The organism is Pedobacter steynii (genome assembly GCF_900103665.1).
In the GTDB taxonomy this organism is placed as follows: Bacteria; Bacteroidota; Bacteroidia; order Sphingobacteriales; family Sphingobacteriaceae; genus Pedobacter; species Pedobacter steynii.
The window spans coordinates 321,715-341,334 of record NZ_FNGY01000001.1; the positions used below are offsets into that span (position 1 = coordinate 321,715).

General features: G+C 42.0%; 15 protein-coding genes. 13 read left to right on the plus strand and 2 right to left on the minus strand.

The annotated features are described in order from the left end of the window. Window positions 1-13 precede the first annotated feature (13 nt). The gene (locus BLQ87_RS01275) at window positions 14-862 is read right to left on the minus strand and encodes a helix-turn-helix domain-containing protein (RefSeq protein ID WP_074604207.1); all 849 of its coding nucleotides are present in this window, start codon (window positions 860-862) and stop codon (window positions 14-16) included. Between the two features lie 157 nt (window positions 863-1,019). Here BLQ87_RS01275 and BLQ87_RS01280 point away from each other — a divergent pair, with 157 nt between their 5' ends. The 4 genes from BLQ87_RS01280 to BLQ87_RS01295 are packed head-to-tail and all read left to right on the plus strand — an operon-like array spanning window position 1,020 to window position 5,300. Further along, a complete protein-coding gene (locus BLQ87_RS01280; RefSeq protein WP_074604209.1) occupies window positions 1,020-1,991 on the plus strand; it encodes a polysaccharide deacetylase family protein in 972 nt (323 codons plus the stop codon). Between the two features lie 27 nt (window positions 1,992-2,018). Then, window positions 2,019-2,804 (plus strand): acetolactate decarboxylase, encoded by a 786-nt coding sequence (gene budA / locus BLQ87_RS01285; RefSeq protein ID WP_074604211.1) that lies wholly within the window; start codon window positions 2,019-2,021, stop codon window positions 2,802-2,804. A 34-nt stretch (window positions 2,805-2,838) separates the two neighbouring features. Next, the gene (locus BLQ87_RS01290; protein WP_074604213.1) at window positions 2,839-4,263 is read left to right on the plus strand and encodes an L-dopachrome tautomerase-related protein; all 1,425 of its coding nucleotides are present in this window, start codon (window positions 2,839-2,841) and stop codon (window positions 4,261-4,263) included. Window positions 4,264-4,289: 26 nt separating this feature from the next. Then, window positions 4,290-5,300, plus strand: coding sequence for a zinc-binding alcohol dehydrogenase family protein (locus BLQ87_RS01295; protein ID WP_074604215.1), 1,011 nt, complete (start codon window positions 4,290-4,292; stop codon window positions 5,298-5,300). Window positions 5,301-5,343: 43 nt separating this feature from the next. Here the strand turns inward: BLQ87_RS01295 and BLQ87_RS01300 are convergent, their stop codons facing one another. After that, entirely contained in the window at window positions 5,344-6,210 is an 867-nt protein-coding gene (locus tag BLQ87_RS01300) for an AraC family transcriptional regulator (RefSeq protein ID WP_074604891.1), read from the minus strand. A gap of 208 nt (window positions 6,211-6,418) precedes the next feature. On the opposite strand from BLQ87_RS01300, the gene BLQ87_RS01305 reads away from it, so the two are divergent. From BLQ87_RS01305 to BLQ87_RS01345, 9 genes are all read left to right on the plus strand, one after another. Then, window positions 6,419-9,388: a glycoside hydrolase family 2 protein gene (locus BLQ87_RS01305; RefSeq protein WP_074604892.1), complete on the plus strand. Its 2,970-nt coding sequence runs from the start codon at window positions 6,419-6,421 to the stop codon at window positions 9,386-9,388. Between the two features lie 792 nt (window positions 9,389-10,180). Continuing rightward, complete coding sequence (locus BLQ87_RS01310) at window positions 10,181-10,414, plus strand: hypothetical protein (RefSeq protein ID WP_074604217.1); 234 nt, start codon at window positions 10,181-10,183, stop codon at window positions 10,412-10,414. A gap of 2 nt (window positions 10,415-10,416) precedes the next feature. Beyond that, entirely contained in the window at window positions 10,417-10,698 is a 282-nt protein-coding gene (gene yidD, locus BLQ87_RS34225) for a membrane protein insertion efficiency factor YidD (RefSeq protein WP_074604219.1), read from the plus strand. Between the two features lie 36 nt (window positions 10,699-10,734). Continuing rightward, window positions 10,735-10,947: a hypothetical protein gene (locus tag BLQ87_RS01320; RefSeq protein ID WP_074604221.1), complete on the plus strand. Its 213-nt coding sequence runs from the start codon at window positions 10,735-10,737 to the stop codon at window positions 10,945-10,947. Window positions 10,948-11,016: 69 nt separating this feature from the next. Beyond that, complete coding sequence (locus tag BLQ87_RS01325) at window positions 11,017-12,123, plus strand: type I restriction endonuclease (protein ID WP_074604223.1); 1,107 nt, start codon at window positions 11,017-11,019, stop codon at window positions 12,121-12,123. A gap of 12 nt (window positions 12,124-12,135) precedes the next feature. Then, window positions 12,136-13,674, plus strand: a complete 1,539-nt coding sequence (locus BLQ87_RS01330; RefSeq protein ID WP_074604225.1) for a hypothetical protein — start codon at window positions 12,136-12,138, stop codon at window positions 13,672-13,674. Window positions 13,675-13,701: 27 nt separating this feature from the next. After that, a complete protein-coding gene (locus tag BLQ87_RS01335; protein ID WP_074604227.1) occupies window positions 13,702-14,040 on the plus strand; it encodes a hypothetical protein in 339 nt (112 codons plus the stop codon). Window positions 14,041-14,053: 13 nt separating this feature from the next. After that, entirely contained in the window at window positions 14,054-15,697 is a 1,644-nt protein-coding gene (locus BLQ87_RS01340; protein WP_074604228.1) for a hypothetical protein, read from the plus strand. 6 nt (window positions 15,698-15,703) lie between these two features. Further along, a complete protein-coding gene (locus BLQ87_RS01345; protein ID WP_074604229.1) occupies window positions 15,704-19,615 on the plus strand; it encodes a hypothetical protein in 3,912 nt (1,303 codons plus the stop codon). Window positions 19,616-19,620 lie beyond the last annotated feature (5 nt).

A 19,620-nucleotide genomic window follows, 5' to 3' on the forward strand; every position in this document is an offset into this window, starting at 1 on the left:
GGTCTGAAATGTTTCAGACCACTTGCCTTGCAAATTTAGGGCTGATGCCCATGTACTTCTTATACGTTTTATTGAAGTGACTGGCATCTGTAAAACCTAACCTGGAGGCAATTTCATTGATGTTATGACGACCATTCTTTAACAATTGCTCGGCTGCCCTGAGTTTTGTTTGGAGGATATGCTGCTGTATAGAAGCATTGCTGTGTTTTTTGATGTAGATGCTGATGTAATTGGGCGACATCGCAAACTTTTCTGCAAGATTTTCAATGCGCATTTTTTCTGCATCCATGGTGTGCAGCCTGATGTAGCCGAGGATTTGATTTAATTTGTCAAGCTCGGTATTACTTGGGCATTGGTGCCCATACTGAGCGGTAGAGTGACTTCTAGCTACCATCATCATGATTGCTCCAAAAAGTTCCAATACGACTTCCCGGCTATAGGCACAGGTCTTGCTGAACTCGATCAACAGGATCTGCAACAGCTGCGAAAGGTGTTTTTTATCTTCCGGATCAGTAACCAGACTTCCATTTACCGATGATGGATTCTGTAATAAAGTTTTGATCACTTCCATCCATTTGGCTGTTTTTCCGCCTTCCAGTTTCTCTATAAACAGTTGCTCTGTAAATTTTACGAAGATGAAATGGGTATTTTCAGTAATCTCAAAGTAGTGCGCATCTTCAGGCCTTAACAAAAAGACATCTCCTTCTGTATAGGCACAGGACTTATCATTTAACACATGATTCCCAACTCCTTTTTCTACATATATAAATTCATAAAAGTTATGGTTGTGTGTGGGAAATGTCCATTCGTCAAGTGTAAGCCTAAACACATTTAAAGAATGATAGCCTTGGAAACGTTTCATATTCGTTGATTAATTGTTACAAAAATACAATGAATTTTTACCATTCTGTTCCTGTTCGCCAAAATATCTTTGTACGAAATAATTATCTGATCAAATGAAATGACCATTATTTCATTTATCAGACAGATTTATTGCATTTAAAACAACTGACAAAGAAATGAAAAGAAAACTAGCAACATTCGTAGCCCTGATTACAGGAGTCATGATCATGGTCTCCTGGACTGTATCCCCTAAGAAAAATGAAAACCCTGCACCTCATAAAACCATCAAATCCCATTGGCCCAACGGCGATCAGCTGGTGATCTCGGTCTCTATGCAATTTGAAACCGGTGGTCAGCCGGAAGGAGCGGAAAGCCCTTTCTCAGGCAATCCATTACCTAAAGGTCAGCCTGATCTGGCCGCCGAAAGCTGGTATCGCTATGGGGCGACAGAAGGAATCTACCGCATGCTCGATCTCTGGAAAAAGTACGACATCAAGGTGACTTCACATGTGGTCGGAGCGGCAGCGGTCAGGTATCCTGAAGTGGCAAAAGCAATTGCTGCCGGAGGTCATGAGATGGCGGCGCACGGCATGTCCTGGGACAACCAATGGAACAAAAATTACGCCGATGAATTACAATTTGTAAAACAGGGAGTAGATGCCGTGGCAGCCATTACCGGCCAGAAAGCGGTAGGCTACAATGCCAACTGGTTGCGCCGTAGTCCGAATACCTTAAAAGTGCTGCAGGAGCTGGGCTTCTTATATCATATCGATGATTTAAGCAGAGACGAGCCTTTCCTCACGAAAGTAAATGGTAAGAACTTCGTGGTGATGCCGTATACCCTTCGCAACAATGACATTGTGAACATTGCTGGCAATCACTGGACGCCGGAAATGTTTCTTTCGCAATTAAAAATGGAGTTTGATCAGCTGTATGCCGAAGGGGCCACAAAAAGACGGATGATGAGCATTAGTTTTCACGACCGTATTGGTGGAACGCCAGCAGTAGTTAAAGCGATGGACGACTTTATTAAATATGCCAAAGAGAAATCCGGAGTTGTATTTATGCGTAAAGATGACATTGCCAAAATGGTGATAAACGACCCGAATACTCCCGTTGACAACGCTGAGGCACAGTATAATAAATAAATATCCTTTCACATTCATCTGTAACTTATGACCAATAAATTCGCATTTCCCTTTTTTAACCTCTTTTTTATGCTGTCCGTTTGCGGTATCGCTAATGGTCAGACCGTTGAAGACAAGCCGATTTTTCACTATTCAGTCATGGATGCCATGCGAAATGGCGTTTATACCGGAGCACTTACTATTGATGCCCTGGCTGCTCAGGGAGATTTTGGTTTAGGAACCTATAACCAGCTGGATGGGGAAATGGTGGCGCTCGACGGTGTATTTTATCGTGTAGCACCGGATGGCGGAGTTGCCAAAGCCGAAGCGCAGCGGAAAGTCCCCTTTGCATCAGTTGCTTTCTTTAAGGCTGATCAGGTTTTTGAGTTGACAAATATTCAAAATATCGAAATGCTTCAGCAGGAAATCATGCGCAGGCTGCCTTCCAAAAACAAACCTTACCTGATACGGATCGAAAGCGTTTTTAAGGAACTGAACGTTGGCGGTGCCAATAAACTAGAGGCAAAGGATACTACAGGTTTGGCAGAGCTGATGAAATCCAGGCCGCTTTACAAAAAGCAAAATGTTGCCGGCACCATCGTTGGCTTTTACCATCCTGCTTATGCTTCCGGAATTGATTTGTCGCCTTTTCATTTCCATTTCATCTCCAATGATAAAACGTATGGCGGACATATCGTTGCAGGGGAATTGTCCTCTACGAAGATTAAGGTGAGTATAGATGAAAAACCAGGTTATCAGCTGATGCTACCTGAAGATAATAAAACTTTTAACAGGCCCTGGTCCACACCCGACAAGACAAAAGGCACTTACTAACAAAACACCCTTTGAATAATAAAAACTTATAAAAATGATAAAACTAAAATTACTGACTATTGTTGCTATGGCAATGAGTCTGACCATAAATTCGGCAAGCGCACAAGACTTGAAAAAAGTACAGCACCTGCAATTTGATGATAAGGGCTGGGAACAGATGGCCGATAAATTACAACGTAAATATGTATATGGTGAACAGGGCATGCTCGCTTTGTTCAAAATGGATAAAGGTGCGAAGGTCCCTTTACACCAACATCCAAACGAGCAAACTTCCTACATCACTAAAGGAAGTGTAAAGGTAACGATGCAGGGAAAGGATTATATCGTAAAGGCAGGGGAGGTGTTGATTATCCCCGGAAATATCCTTCATCAATTCGAGTGCCTGGAAGATGGGACACTGGACATAGATTTCTTTGCTCCTCCACGCATGGACTGGATCAACGGTACGGCGAGCTATTTTGCTGAACCTGCAAAAGAGCAACCGGAACTGGAAGTGGTGGCTGCATTAGACATTCGCCCTGGTGATGTGGCCGTATCTGCCGAAGGACGGGTATTTGCAACCATTCATCCCCTGGGCAGTCAGAAATTACAGTTGGTAGAAATCATCAATGGAAAAGCGGTACCTTATCCAAATGCTGCGTATCAGAAGAACAATGAAAAGGCTACGGATGCAAAATTTGATGCCATGCTTGGATTGATTTTTGATAAAAACAATAAGCTGTGGGTAATCGACATGGGTCTTGAGCTTGGTAAAACAAGGCTATGGGCTTTTGATATTAGCAAAAATAAAGTGGTGGAGAAAATTGAATTACCGGCCTCCCTTGCGCCAAAAGGTACATTTACACAGGAAGTTGCTATTGATGAAAAGAACGGATGGGCCTATCTGGCCGATATTGCCAATCCGGGAATCATTGCATTGAATCTGAAGACCAAAAAGGCAAAAAGATTCAGCGGTCATCCCGCCTTGCAGGCAGAAGATAAAGACATGGTGATCAATGGCAATGTGGTTCTTTTTGGTGGTAAACCTGCACGTGTAGCCATCGATCCGATGACCCTTTCGGCAGATAGAGAGACGCTGTTTTTTGGAGCGATGAATGGAAGCACCTGGTATCAGGTACCTGCAAATCTCTTCAGGTCAGGGAAAGATGATCAAACCATTGGCAATGCAATTACTAAAGCCGGAGACAAGCCCTTTAGTGATGGCGCCGCTACCGATGCCATGGGCAATCACTACTTTACGAACCTGCAGGAACAGGCCATCACTAAGCTGGATGCCAATGGGAAGTTAAGTCAGCTGATACAAAATAAAGAAAAGCTGTTATGGTCCGACAATGCGTATCTGGCACCTGGTGGATGGATGTACATTTCAACCAATCAACTGGAAACCACCGCAGCCTTTACCGGTAAAGCAGATAGTGGCAAAGCGCCCTATTATATTTATAAATTTAAAATGAAATAATTCAGCATACCATAAAAAAGATAGATATGAAAGCAATAGGATTTAGAACATCATTACCAATAAGCGATACAAATAGTTTTATAGAATTTGAAACGGAAAAGCCGGCGCCGAAAGGAAGAGATTTGCTGGTAAAAGTTGCCGCCGTGTCGGTAAACCCAGTTGATTATAAAATACGTCAGAACAGTGCAAAAGACCAGGTATTAGACACACCAAAGGTGATTGGCTGGGATGCAGTAGGTACGGTAGAAGCGGTAGGAGAGGAAGTAAGCCTGTTTAAGGTTGGAGATGAAGTTTATTATGCAGGAGATTTGAACAGAGCTGGAAGTAATGCGGAATACCAACTCGTTGATGAGCGTATTGTGGGTTCAAAGCCTAAAAAACTCAGTATAGAAGAAGCTGCCGCCATGCCATTGACTGCCCTGACGGCCTGGGAAATCCTGTTCGACCGCATTCGGATTAATGAAAAGGATAAAGGGAAAACCATTTTGATTATCGGTGGTGCCGGAGGTGTTGGCTCTATTGCCATTCAGATCGCTAAAAAAGTAGCCGGTCTTAAGGTCATTACCACCGCAAGCAGGCCGGAAACGGAAGGGTGGTGCAGGGAACAGGGAGCAGACTATGTGGTTAACCATAAGGATCTGCTCAATGAAATGCGTGAAGCTGGTTTTCCGCAGGTAGATTTTATTCTGGATTTTGTAGATGCCAATCAATACTGGGATATCATGGTTGAGCTCATTAAACCTCAGGGACATATTGCATCCATTACCGGTTCGGCCGTTCCGGTGGCGCTGGATAAACTAAAGAGTAAAAGTGTAAGCTTCTCCTGGGAGCTGATGTATACGCGGTCTATTTTTCAGACGGAAGATATGATTGAACAACATCATATCCTGAATGAGGTTGCCCGTCTTTTGGATGATGGCGTATTAAACAGCACATTGAAAGCAACGCTTTCAGGTTTTTCTGCTGACAATTTAAAAAAGGCCCATCAGCAATTGGAAAACAACACGACAATTGGAAAAGTGGTGATTACATTTTAAGATCTAAGGTGTTTAAGCAGTCCTGTTGGTAAAATAGGGCTGCTTAAATATTCATCTCTTTCCGGTAGGCACTTGGACTTTTGCTCATGATCATTTTAAAAAACTTGTTGAAATTGGTCAGGTTCTGATACCCGCTTTGGTAGCATACCTCCGAAATCGAGAGTTGTCTGTTCATGAGTAATTTGCTTGCATGACCAATACGCATCTCATTGATGAATTTTGAAAAGGGCTTTTGGGTGTGATGCCTGAAAAATCTGCAAAAGGCATTTGGTGTCATATTCGCAATTTCAGCAGCTTTGCTAAGCAAGATCTCTTCTCTGAAATTCTGCATAATATAGATGTACACGTTATTGATGCGGTTGGTCTCTTGTTGGCCAAATGTAGGTTTATAACCTTCTGACGCCAGATTTTCGTATTCCCCGGTTTGATGCAGCAATTCAATAAGGTTCAGGAATCCGGTGATGCGGGAAAAACCTTGCTTGTCGATGAGGGCCTTGATCAGTTCAGTGGCTTTTTCCAGGGTTGATCCATAAAAACGAAGCCCGCGTTTCGCCTTATTTATGAATTTTTGCATCGCCATAATCGTCGGTTGATCGTCAGTTAGACTGAGCAGGAAATCTGCAGGAAAATACAATACTATTGCCCTGGCCCGTGCTTCATGTAAGGGATCCAGAAAGATGTCGTCATTGCGCCAGATATGTGGGATATTGGGTCCCATCAATACCAGGTCGCCGGCCGTAAACGAGGCCACATGATTTCCAACAACCCGTTTGCCATAGCTTTCTAAAATCAGTACCAATTCACATACCTCATGGAAATGTAAAGGATTATCCAAAAAATCCTGATCAACCTGCTTGATGTTAATGGTCTTTTCTGATGGCGATGACAATCCGAAAAATTGCGCTTTCATGGTGCTTTCTGAATTTATAAGGCTGCTGACAAATCTACTCAAAAGAGCTGGAAGTAAAACAATAATGATGCTTATGGATCTTTGATCTGCCTTTTTATGTGTAAAAAGTTTAGGTTTAGGTGTATCAGGTTTTAGTTTGCTGGCATCAGTAATGATAACTTTGGTTGTATAGTTATAGGATAGAGATATGATTATCAATTTTTTTAAAATGAAGCTGTCGAAAGTGTTATTGTTTTCTTTTGCATTTGTGGTGTCAGCGGTAAACGTTTCCGGTCAGGAGCTTGCTTACGAATTGCCGAAACATACAGCCGGTGTTAAGCAGGCTGTGATGTCTTTAAATGGCAAATGGCAGTTTCAGTTTGATGAGAAGTCCGAATGGGATGTAATCCAGGTGCCCGGAGAAGCAGTGATGCAAGGCTATGGGATTGCCCATGACCAGTCTTTCTTTTATAAAAGGAAATTTTCTCTTCCGAATGATTTTAGGGGAAAGAAGATTATTTTACGGTTTGAGGGGGTATATAGCCAGGCTACGCTAAGTATTAACGGAAAAGTGTTAAGGACACATAAAGGTGGCTTTTCCCGCTGGGAAACAGACATCAGCGCCTATGTTTCATTTGATAAATCGAATGAGGTATTTTTAGAAGTTCAGGACAAGCTGGATGACATTTCTTATGCCTCAGGTTATGCCCACCACCCCATTGGTGGAATTTTAAGGGATGTCACGCTTTTCGCTACAGCTGCAAATGGCATCGCTGATTTTGGGGTAGAAACAGCCTTGGATCCCGATTTTAAAGATGCAACACTCAAGCTGAGTTATGCAGCAGAAGTGGCCCCGGGAACAACGGTTCAGTATGCTTTATTTGATCAGCAGCAGAAACAGGTTCCTCAGACTACGCGTCAATTTACCGTTAACAATGGCCAGAATATAAATAGCTTCAGGATTTCCAATCCCTTGAAATGGGATGCCGAGCACCCGAACTTATACCGCCTGGAGGTGAAGATTAAACAGGGAGGTAAGGAAACTTATTCCTTTAATAAAGAGATCGGGTTCAGGACAGTAAAGATCGTTGAAGACCAGATGCTGGTTAATGGCAGGCCTGTGAAACTGAGAGGGGCGAACCGTCATGATTTACATCCAACTTTAGGCCGTGTCAGCACGCCTTATTATGATAGTCTTGATGTGAAGCTGCTGAAAGAGTCGCATATCAATTTTATCCGTACTTCGCATTATCCGCCTTCTGAACGCTTTGTAGCGCTTTGCAACCGATACGGGATCTATGTGGAAGTAGAAACCTCAGTTTGTTTTGTAGATACCTACAGGCAAAAGAACTATGCGCCTGGGGCTACACAAAATGACCCAAACCATACCGCTCAATATTTAAGTCAGTGTCGTGAAATGGTGAATACTTTCAAATCTCATCCTGCAGTTGTGATCTGGTCTATTGGCAATGAGTCTCAATATGGAAGCAACTTCAGAAAAAGCTGGGATTACGTGAAAAATGCCGATCGGACGAGACCTGTCATCTGGAGTTATCCGGGGACGCAAACCAGCGATGCCAAGATCTATGAGATTTTAAGTATGCATTATCAGGATGTGAACGGGAACCTGACTCAATTTGGGAAAACGACAAAAGGGTATGAAGGACATGGAATACCTGCATTATTCGATGAATGGGCACACCCCGCATGTTATACTTATCAAACTTTAAGGGATGATCCAAACATCAGAGAGTTTTGGGGAATTTCCATGGATATGATGTGGGGACGTTTGTTCCCGACGAAAGGTGGATTGGGAGGCGCAATATGGGGATATGTGGACGAGACTTTTAACATCCCGGAGCAGTTAAAAAAAGGAACTGCTTTTTGGAATGAGTTTGCTAAAACGGCTAAGCCAGAGGGTTACCAGGGACATGCGGTAGGCTATGGAGAGTGGGGGATTGTAGATGTCTGGAGAAGGCCGAAGCCAGAGTTTTGGTCTACTAAAAAAGCACAGTCTCCGATCCGTATTTTGGAGGAAGGAAAAGTGATTAAAAACTTTAACCCAAATCAGCAAATTCAGTTTTCGGTATTTAACCGGTATGACCATACCTTCTTAAATGAAGTAAAGTTGGAATATGTGTATGAGGGCAGGAAGAAAATGATCAACCTGCCAGGCATCGAGCCACATGAGAAAGGAACTTTTCAATTGCCTGCTGAAAACTGGAAAAAAGGGGCATCAGTTTTATTAAACTTTATTGATCGTGATGGCCAGGTGGTAGACACCTATGAGTACTTTTTTGGGGAACGTCCGGTGAGCATTCCGGTTGCTGCGCATCAGGGAGGGTTAACACTTGTTGAAAATACAGCGCAGTTTATCATCAAAGGTACTGATTTTGAAATCCCTGTGTCTAAAGAAACGGGGCTAATTGAAAATGCCAGATCAAAAGGAAAAGTCTTTATCGAAAAAGGCCCGTTTTTGAATATAGACGTGAACCTGAATCATTTGACCGGTGCTGAAGTAAGAAAAAGTGCAAATAAATTTTTAATCCATGATAAAGATTGGAAAAAGACAACACTGAGCTGCAGTATCAAAAATGGTGTAGCCTTGATTTCAATTGCAGGAACCTATCAGGGCTTGAATGTCTCTTTTGAGATTACGGTGAATCCGGAAGGGGAGCTGACCACAAATTACCGTACCACCGGAGAGCCAAATGGATATCTGAGAGAGATTGGACTTAAATATTACATGGCAGACGATATCGACGATCTAAACTGGGAACGTGATGGGTATTGGAATTACTACCCTGAAGGCGCATTTGCCGGAAATAAAGGGCGTGCTGCTCTTTATGAAAGTAAACAGGCTGCTTATGGAGTAAAACCTGTACAAGCTTGGAATCAGGACACACACAACTACTATTACTGGTCTGATAAAGGTGCCAGAACAGAAAAACCACTGACAAATAAAGCGAAAGGCATGAAAGAAAATGTGTATTACTATACAATTTCGGGCGCTCAGTTGTCCCGGCTTTCAGTAGTGTCTCCACAAGCAGATATTGCTTGTCGTATCGATCGTATGGACGACAACCAACTGATCCTATATGTCAATAACAAGTGGGATTATCCGGAAATTGCATGGGGTAACTATTGTAAAACTTTGGAAGCTTCGCCTTGCAATGGTGTCGTAACTGTCAGATTTTAGTATCAAAAAGATGAAGGTCATCGCAGGGGTTCATCCCGGCGATGGATTTCCGGAGCTTCAGGATCATGATTTTACCTCTCTGGAAACAAGGACCTGACCGCTTGCAGGAAAGCCCGTTTTTACCTTGGTTTTTACGCGTTGCTTACCCGCCTTTAACAGGCTTTCAAGCGGGTGTGCACCGAGTATAGACCGAGTATAGAGCCTGGTTAGAACGCGTATAGGTAAAATACGGTATTTTGCTGTTCCGAAGCTGTCTTTTGGCTTCTCAGCAGCGACATTTTACTGCTTATTCCGGATATAGGTTTACAAAAAATGCCCCTGTTTTTTTCTTTATTCCTATAGGCGCTTTACATACAGTCTAATATGGGTTTCATTTTACACCTCCGTATACGCTTCGTATACGCTCCTTAATGAGTCTTTACCTGGAAGGTTATTGAAAGGTAATTGGGAGGTTATTGAAAGGATAAAATAACCTTTGAACTACTTCGAACAACTTCCGAATTACCTTCCAACAGCCTTCCAACCTAAGAGCGTAATAGGAGCGTATTAGGAGACTTCCAGGCGCCAATAAGAACTCTATATCCAATGCGGTCGATTCGACCCTCAGTCCCTAAAATACCCCCAATAAATTTGAGAAAATAATCTTTTGCTTTACGGTTTCCCGTAAGGAAAGCCTGCTGTTGCTATATACTTTTGAAGTGTTGAAACATTAAACATTAGGTGAGAAAGAGATGTAAATGAAAAGAGAAGCCCTGGATATGTAAATCATAAACACTCAAAAATAAAGACATCATGGAATACAAAGTAGTGCCATTTATCGCAACGCTAAATCAGCAAAAGGAAACAAGTGATACTGTTGCTGATCAATTGGAAAAGGTAATAAAACTGGCCAATCTTAAAGGTTGGGAATATGTCCGGTTGGAAAGTGTATCGACTTACGTACAAGCCGAGTCGGGCTGCTTTGGATTTGGAGGAAAACCTGGTTATGTATCATCCTACCAGATGGTTGTTTTCAGTAAAAGCTAACCATGAAAATCTCGCTTCTTTTATTGATTCGCTTTTACTGGGCAGTCATTCCTAAAGGCAAATGGCGCAAGTGCATATTCAGAACCAGTTGCTCTCAATATGTCTACCAAATCACAAAAACTGAAGGCCTCTGTAAAGGACTACTGGCATTAAAATACAGATTTCAACACTGCAGAGGCGGATTTCACATTTTTGAGAATCCTATTGACGGGCGTAAAAATATGATTTTATCGAACGCTCAGATCCTTACAGAAGAGGAGATCGCAGAAAGGTTGATCAGATGAGATCAAAGTACAGGGATAGAATTTAAATAATTGTCTATGAAGATAACTTTACTACTCGGATTTATTTTCTTGAATAACGTTGTATGCACAGACGCCAATACCGTATACATCTGCGATAGCGGTACCGGAAAAAGATACCACCATACTGCAGATTGCAGGGGCCTGAATAACTGCCAGCACAAGGTGATAAAAACAACCCTCGAAATCGCCAAAAGTAAGGGAAAAACACTATGCGGCTGGGAAGATTAATCCCGAGCTGAGCAATATTTCGGGCGGCATTTTCTATAAAGAGTTTCAAATTATTAAATAAAAATTCAAATGGATTTTAAAGATCAGATTGCACAGTTAGCATCTCGTGTAGAGAAGATGTTACCTCAAATACAAACAGAAGAAGCGACAAAAAATGCTTTGGTGATGCCATTTATTCAGATCATGGGATATGATGTTTTCAATCCTTTTGAGGTGAACCCGGAATTCATTGCGGATTTGGGGATTAAAAAAGGGGAGAAGGTAGATTACGCGATTATGAAAGATGGGGAGCCCACCATATTAATCGAATGTAAACACCATCAGGAGAATTTGGACCCGCACAATTCTCAGTTGTTCAGGTATTTTCATACCACCAAAGCTAAGTTCGGCCTGTTAACCAATGGTTTGGTATACCGTTTTTATACCGACCTCGTGGAAAAGAACAAAATGGATGGTACACCATTCTTTGAATTCAAATTAACGGAAATCAAGGATGCGGAAATTGCGGAATTGAAAAAGTTTCACAAGTCTTATTTTGATGTAGAGAGCATTACAAATACCGCGAGCGAGCTAAAATACCTGAACGAATTGAAAAGCCTCCTTCATAAAGAGATCGCCGATCCTTCCGATGGCTTTATCAGTTTCTTTACAAAGCAGGTTTATCCAAAGGTGATTACTGCGAAGGTTAAAGAACAATTTGCACCGATTATTAAACGCTCCTTTAATCAGCTCATCAGCGATGCAATTAATGAGCGCCTGAAATCCGCGCTAAATCAGGAAAAGGAAAAAGACGCCTCAGAAGCCATTAAAATCGAAGAAACCATAAATGCCGAACCTGAATCTGGAATTGTAACCACAGAAGAGGAGATCGAAGGATTCTTTATCGTAAAATCCATGCTTAGAGAAACGATCGATTCCAAAAGGATTACCTACAGAGATGCCCTTTCCTATTTCGCGATTCTGCTGGACGACAATAACCGTAAGACCATTTGCCGCTTATACCTGAATACCAAAAAATACCTGGCGGTGCTCGATGAGCATAAAAAAGAAACGAAGTACGAATTGCAGTCGCTCGATGATTTATACCATCATGCAGGCATCTTGAACGGAGTTCTTGCGCGACTGGAAGCGGTGAAAGTTAACGACCTGAATCCATCATTAAATAACGCCAATTAAAACTTATAGATTATGAATATAGTTAAGAACCTGGGTTTCCTCAGGATCACAGGAACATTTGGATTGTTGATCATCCTGTCTGCTTGCAATAACAATAAAAACACGTCGGCAACTGATCCATTTGCTAAGGTAAACCTGTATGATCAGGAGTTAGGCAAACGAATAGAGGCCTATGATCAAACCATCGCTCCGAACAATGCCAATTCAAAAAGTGGTAATCCGGCCTTATATATTGATTTCTCATCTGGCATCAATAAAGCATTTGCGGAACCAGGGATTAAAGAAATGATGAACACTTGTTTCAATACTGTTTTGGCTCAAAAGTTTGATGTCTATAAGCTTGGTTCAAATCAGATTACACTTTTAAACATTGCGAATACCACTGAATTAGGTCAGCAGGTAAGTGACCCGGCCCAATACGGCGACATTTGGGCCCCGATCCAGTCGGCGGTTGAAAAAATTGTAGCCGGCAATAATGACGCGTTATTAATTACTGATTTTGAAGAATGGCAAAAGAACATTGAGGTTACCCGTACTGCTTTTCTGAAAATTCCTTTCTCCCAATGGCTGGAAAAAGGAAATACCATCCATTTCTTTATCGCAGATTACAAGGAAGGTCCTGTTGATAAACACCTTTATTTCACCGTTTTCAATTGTGGCAATCCAAATGAATCCAGCATGATTTCAAAACTGGAATCTAAACTGGAACCCTTTACCACAAGGTTTGATTTATCCAATAAATCCTATAAACTGCGTACCGGTTACCCAGGAGAGAAGTCGGGCGGTATATTTTACGACCCAAGTGGTAAAAAAGATAACGATAAGAATGTCCTGGATTTAAAGGATAGCTATGTAAACGGGCTTAAAAAAGGGAATCATTTCGAATTTTATCCTTTAGGTGTAGATTGGAATACCATCGATAAACTTCATGCCAGCTACGCCAGTCAGCAGCAGTTTAACGACTTCTTTAGAAAGCTATATATTGATTTAAGCAATGAGGATAGCTATTCATTTGGTGATTTTGATGTAAAAGTCTCCGATGTAAGCACTGATTTTGAAAATTTTGCTAAAACTGAAGAAGCTAAGAAACACCGGCCAAAATTAACTAAAGGAGCCGATGGGGAGGCGAAGTTTGCTGATCAGGAAACCGATGATATTGCAACGGCATGTTATGATACCAATGGAAAAATAAAAGAACAATGGATCTATAAATCAACACCTGCTATTCCTGTAAATGAGGTTTTTACTTTTAACAAGTCCCTGTTTAACAACACCAAAACATCCGATACTAAAAACGTAGAGTTTGGTGTGTCTTTCGATCCCAGGTTCAGCCTGAAAAACATTCCAAATCCGAAGGGTTTACTGAAGGTCGACCTGCTGTTGAATACCGCTACGCCTAATCTTGCGGGCGAAAAGCTTTCCAAGCTCCAATGGGTTAATGCTAAAGGTACGGCGAACACCGCATTGTACGAGTCTGTCAAAAACACCTTACAAGAGCTCAAGCCAGCTCATAAAGTCATCTATTCCTACTACATCAAAACTCAACAATAATTAACTGTCATCTCTAATCAAAAAAAAATGGAATCTACATCAGCTTACTTCATCTCTATCGTTACTGCTTTAATTTTTCTGCTGCTGGCAGCGATCATTGCCAATGCCATAAAATTTGAGGGTGGCAGTCATCCCAAAGACCCACAATCACGGAAAACCTGGTTCTGGATTTTAGCCATCCTAAATCCGGCAATAGGCTTTTTACTGGGCTATTTTGTATTCAAGCCTGAGGCAAATGTGATGGTCGTAAATAATTATGTAAATGCTTTAAGCATAGGAACAGTAATCGGATTTGTGCTGTATCTCCTTCTGGGCTTCATCCTGAGTAAAGTATTTGCCAACGGCAAAATTGGTCACTGGTTTTAAATTCTAAATTTCAATGGATAAATTATTTGTCATCGCGATAGGCGGTACCGGAATGCGTTGTTTAGAATCTTTCACTCACCTGTGTGGTATTGGGATGTTCGACAACCAGGAAATAGAAATATTGACCTTAGATACGGATCAAAATAACGGCAACAAAGGCAGGGTGGAAGAGCTCATCACCCTATACAACCAGGTCAAAACATCCGGTGCAACAACCGGTGGTACACCAAATGCCAATACGTTCTTTTCCGCGAAGCTGAACCTACACCGGTTCTGGACCAATTATTCCGGCCCCGGAAGAGAGAATTATAAAAACATCAGCAAAATTTCTACAGGCACACCAGAGCAGCAAAAAGCCAATAAACTGATCTCCGATTTATTCCTGGATACCAGGTCTGTACAGGAGTTTGCTTTGGAACATGGCTACCGGGCACAAACACATCTGGGCTCTATGCTGATGTATCATGGGATTGTCGAAGCAGCGAGAAACATCTTGAAAGGATCTGCTGTACAATCTCAGGAGCGGGAGCTGGATGCCTTCATGGGGAAACTTGAAAAAGCAGGTGCTTCGGCCAGGGTGTTTATTTTCGGATCTGTATTTGGCGGAACCGGAGCATCCTCCATCCCGGTAATTCCCAAAGCGCTTCAGGATTTTGTGAAGATTCGTTCCAACGGAAATTCGAGCATAGATTTCTCTAAAGCAAAGTTTGGCTCCACCTTGCTAACGGAATATTTTACGTTTAATAAGCCCGATGATCAGCAGAAATCAAATAAAGCCAATAGCGTTATTGCTGATTCCTCTTTCTTTCCATTGAATAGTCAGGCGGCATTACAATTTTACCAAAGTGATCCCACTGTGCAGAAATGCTATAAATTGCTGTACCATATCGGCTGGCCGATTGAAAGTAAAAAGATAGATGGGAACAATACCTCAAATCAAACGATCACCGGCGGAGGTGAACAAAAGAATCCTTGCCATATCACCGAATTACTGTGCGCCTGTGCGGCCTACGATTTTTTTACCCGTACCGATGGTTTTAACAGTGCAAAGGCTGATTATTTATATAAAGCGGTAGAATTTAAAGACAATTCATTCAACTTCTCCTTTGATGATTTTATTGGAAAAGAGCATAAATCAGGTGAAATTTTCGTCAACAAATTAGGCGCATTTTTCTCCCTGGCGCACATCTCTTTAACCAAGAACGGTGCTGCTTTTGACGATGCTGGTATCAAAGGTTTTATCAAACAATGTGAAAATCAGAAACTACATCAGTACAGTACCATTTCAGATGTAGAGTGTAAAGACATCAATGAATACTTCAAGCTTTTTGCCTACACTTTTAAAGATGCCCGGTTTATTCCCGGCTGGCTTTACCAGGTGAGGAATTCTGTAGCGCCAGGTCGTTTCCTGTTCGACAGCAAAGCATTTCCGGACAATCAAACCGAGCTCAGGAAATTGGATGTAGGAACCATTTTCCTTGATGATAAACACCATTGGTCGAAAGGAGGAATGTTTAGCAACAGATACGACACTTTTGTCGCACAACTCATCAATACCGGCCCTAAGGATGAACAGAAGGTAAACACGACAAAGGAGAAATTCCTCGCTCACATTTTTAATGCACTTACCATTTCACAAAACTTCGATATAAACTAAAGGAACATGTCAGATAAAAGAATAAAAGCACTGGCGATAAAAGTTCAGGCTAAAACGGAACCAAATGGTGTTGAATTTGCCTGGGATAAAATCCCTCAGCTGGAAGTTTTTACCAAGAACATTTTAATACCTGAAATAGCCGTTGATAAAGACGGAAACTCATCGGTTAATATTGGAACTATCGTTTCCGGAATTCCCTCTGTATTTGCCCGGGCAAACTTGTTTAAAAGTGCGCTGGATAACATTCAGGACAAAGATGCCGATGCTGCGGGATTAATGCTGTTTTACAAATCTTTGATTAGTGAATGGAAAGGCTTCATCAGCTGTATCGCATTAAATTACAAAGATATAGAGGTGAATAGGATTCACCTGGCCTATTCTGATGGGCAGCAGCTCATCAATACCGCGAATATCTATGAGCCAATAGGTGCATTTGGAAATATGCTCTTTGAGCGGCAGCCGCTTTGGTGTGACCAGTCGCTGGCGAATAACACGGATAAAATCCCTTTTATTGACGTCATCTCGTTTAAGGGCAATGTGGTTGGTGGAACTTCTCCAGACAGCTTTTTATTCACCTCTGTAGCGTATAACCTTAAAGAAAAACTGCCTTTTGTAAATGTACAGAACGGAAAGTTTATAGATCCTTTAAAATCCGAACTCAATCCCCAGGAACTGTTTACGCTATATGGTTACGCCAAACATATTCTCAAAAATATAGAGCAATTCAGGTCCAATTATGGGGACCTGGAAGAGTTCATCAGGCCGGAATACGGTAATATGTCGGGTTGTCTTCAATCATGGATTGAGGAGATGACCGTTTATCAGGAAAAGAAAGGATATCCGAAACTTGATGTTCAGGCAGCACCTGAAGTTGGCGCGTTGTTTAATTATCCTTTTAGCATTTTGTTTAATTATTCTACAGAGTTGTTTGGCTCTGAAGGGATCATCTACAATGAATCAAAAGAGGGCAGCATCAGCTTTGATCCTAAAGACCTGCTGCTGCCAGATACGACGGAGATTGCACAGATTGATTTCGGAAAAGAAGGGATGGAAAACAGGAACTATCTGAAATCCAAACCTATATTGTTGCTGGCTGCAGAAACTAAAGGTCAGCCAAACAATTATGCCTACTTCACTTTACCGTTAACACCACTGGCCTTAAATGTTTTTGGCGCTACGCTGGAAGCATTGGTCGGCATTTCAGAAGCCTCAAACGTAAAGTCACGGATTACGGCTATTTATGACCCGAATGATAAAAACGGGGAGCGTTTAATCGTCAACCTGAGACTGTATACGGAAACCGGAAACGAGATCATTAAAGAGGTCATTTATAAGATCACTTCCACCTCCATAGCAGGAAAGGACATTTTAATGTGGCCTAACTTCATTTCCAAACAATGGAACCGGTATTTTCTTTATTCAGAAATTCCACATAATGATGCTAAGTTCCAGGCGACACCATTTATTGGCAATGTAGAGGATGATTTCTTCCGGATTGTGCTGGATGAAAAGGGAGTTCCCCTGTATCTGGCCAATAACGGCAAAGCAGCTATAGTTCCAGAAAAATACGGCAATATCAAGGCGCAATTGCATGTCACTTCCAATAATGCAGTAGCAGATAATAAGTATAAATATGAGATTTATGAGAGCAACCAGCCTTTCAAAGGGATGAAGTTTGCCCATGCAGGAATTGATTGTGGTTTTGGGATCATTCGTTACGATGGCTCGGGCAATACACAGGCCTTACCGGTCAATATGCTGAATTCTCCAAGAACATTGTCGCCCGCATTTTTAGGGGTTGACTTTGGCAGTACAAACTCTTCTATTGCCTATTTCTCTGACCAGAGAAATGAAGTCTGTGAAAGTTTAAAGTTAACCAATAAAAGAGTTTCGCTGTTGTCTACCGACACGAAAAATAACGATAAACGTCCGGCGGTAGAAGATGAGATCTTCTTCTTCCAAAACGATGAAATCCTCAGCAATTCTATTAAATCAGTGCTCACGATCCATGATTCGAGAAGAATTGTAAACGAGGGCAATATCCTGAGCGATTCATTGATGGCACAGGCCGTAAAGGGCGGATTCCCTTGCTTTGAAAAAAATCTGCCGATTGAAAATGCAGAAGATAACCGGTATATCCTAAGTTACAATAGAATAGGCAGGGCAGAACTGGTTTACAATATGAAATGGTCTTCCCAGCCTATCGATAAGAGTTACAAAACGGCATATCTGAGCTCTTTACTTCTGCATGTGTATGCACAGTTGTTCATCGAAGGTCATGAGCCCCATACTTTAAAATGGTCATATCCATCCTCAATGGGTAAAGAATTGTTGAGCGAATATAGAGGGATATGGGATTCACTGAAAGAGATCTCACCGATTGTGGGCAATGTGAAGTTGAAAACATATCCTCCTTCAGACCTCTCCGATATTGGCGAGACTTCAGGCAACAGTACCTGGGCTGCGCCAGCGGCAACATCAGGCTGGGGCGATGGTATGGCTGAAGCTCCGGTGCAAGATTCCGGTTGGGGTGCAACAGCTTCGGGCAGCAATGGATGGGGAACGGAAACTCAGGTTCCGACAGTTGCCGCAGGTTGGGGTAATGAAGCTTCAAAGAAGGCGGTGGCAGTAGTAAATATCGCGACAGAAACCGCTGCCCTGCGGTTTGATTTTAGAAAATTAAGCAATGAAGAGTCACTTTCAGAAGCCTGTGCGGTAGCGAATTACCTGGTCAGGCCAAATGGTGGTTATTCCATCGGTCCCAGTGAACTGGTGCTTTGTTTTGACATTGGCGGCAGTACCACTGATATTACTGCATTGTGCCAGATGGATGGTGGAAAGGCGATGATCAAACAAAACTCTATTCGTTTTGCAGCGGAGCGGGTAGCACAGGCGACTAAATTTTCTCCCAATTTCAAAAACGTGTTGTTGAGGATGTGCGAAAGGAAGAACATCTCCATTCAGGGATTAAATAATGGGAGCAATAAGTTTTCTGAAAATACAGCCCCTTATTATTTTGAACAGGTGGTAGACCGGTTGGAGGCTGCAGATTTTGAAACCTTTTATCTTTTAATTGCCGCAGAATGTAAGGAGATGATGAGCATCAACCTGTATGTGACTGGTTTAATCATGTTTTATGCGGGGCAGCTGGCTTATAAATTAAGAAATGAAATTGTCAAATCGGAAGATGCACCAGCGTCCGTTAAAGCCATTCCTCCCAAAATTAAGATTGCTTTTGCAGGAAAGGGATCCAGGATTTTCGATTGGTTCGCTGCAGTAGATCCAAAGGCCGCAGATGATTATTATACGCAGATGTTTATCCGGGGGATGGGCGGAGAAAGCATCGCAAGGGCAACCATTAGCCCAATGAATACCAATCCTTTAAAGATCATCGACATCAACTCTCAGCGCGGAACAGATAATGCAGATGTTAAATATGAGGTGTCAAAAGGTTTGGCCATTCCGACAAACATTACCAGCATTTTGGTGCCAACCAATAAGCAGGCGATAGAAATACTTGGAGAAGATAACTTCTGTGTAATTACCCCTGCAGGTGAGTTCAAATATCTGGAATCCACTAATTCTATTACGCCGGAAATGCTGGAACACATCGGAAATCACTTTATCTGTTTACCTCCGGAAGGAAAGCCACATTGCCCGAGGTTCATGGATTTCGCAGATCTGTTCTATAAAGTCTCTTCCAGCATGTTTGGCTTAAAGATGAATGCTGCAGATTTTATGGCGGGCTTTCAGGACATGAATATTGAAAACTATATCAAAGGAGAGCCTGGTTTTATCAAGGCGCAAAAGCGGAAACATGACGATCAGAAAGCTTTTGACTATGTCGCGCCGATCATCATTTTAGAAGGAATGAAATTCTTTGAAAAACACCTGCTTAAGGGCATCCAAAAACAATAGAAGCA

Coding starts and splice junctions, on each gene's coding strand:
- yidD (WP_074604219.1), top strand. CDS start 10,417: ATGAAAATCTCGCTTCTTTTATTGATTCGCTTTTACTGGGCAGTCATT.
- BLQ87_RS01295 (WP_074604215.1), top strand. CDS start 4,290: ATGAAAGCAATAGGATTTAGAACATCATTACCAATAAGCGATACAAAT.
- budA (WP_074604211.1), top strand. CDS start 2,019: ATGACCAATAAATTCGCATTTCCCTTTTTTAACCTCTTTTTTATGCTG.
- BLQ87_RS01290 (WP_074604213.1), top strand. CDS start 2,839: ATGATAAAACTAAAATTACTGACTATTGTTGCTATGGCAATGAGTCTG.
- BLQ87_RS01300 (WP_074604891.1), bottom strand. CDS start 6,210: ATGAAAGCGCAATTTTTCGGATTGTCATCGCCATCAGAAAAGACCATT.
- BLQ87_RS01345 (WP_074604229.1), top strand. CDS start 15,704: ATGTCAGATAAAAGAATAAAAGCACTGGCGATAAAAGTTCAGGCTAAA.
- BLQ87_RS01305 (WP_074604892.1), top strand. CDS start 6,419: ATGAAGCTGTCGAAAGTGTTATTGTTTTCTTTTGCATTTGTGGTGTCA.
- BLQ87_RS01330 (WP_074604225.1), top strand. CDS start 12,136: ATGAATATAGTTAAGAACCTGGGTTTCCTCAGGATCACAGGAACATTT.
- BLQ87_RS01310 (WP_074604217.1), top strand. CDS start 10,181: ATGGAATACAAAGTAGTGCCATTTATCGCAACGCTAAATCAGCAAAAG.
- BLQ87_RS01320 (WP_074604221.1), top strand. CDS start 10,735: ATGAAGATAACTTTACTACTCGGATTTATTTTCTTGAATAACGTTGTA.
- BLQ87_RS01280 (WP_074604209.1), top strand. CDS start 1,020: ATGAAAAGAAAACTAGCAACATTCGTAGCCCTGATTACAGGAGTCATG.
- BLQ87_RS01275 (WP_074604207.1), bottom strand. CDS start 862: ATGAAACGTTTCCAAGGCTATCATTCTTTAAATGTGTTTAGGCTTACA.
- BLQ87_RS01340 (WP_074604228.1), top strand. CDS start 14,054: ATGGATAAATTATTTGTCATCGCGATAGGCGGTACCGGAATGCGTTGT.
- BLQ87_RS01335 (WP_074604227.1), top strand. CDS start 13,702: ATGGAATCTACATCAGCTTACTTCATCTCTATCGTTACTGCTTTAATT.
- BLQ87_RS01325 (WP_074604223.1), top strand. CDS start 11,017: ATGGATTTTAAAGATCAGATTGCACAGTTAGCATCTCGTGTAGAGAAG.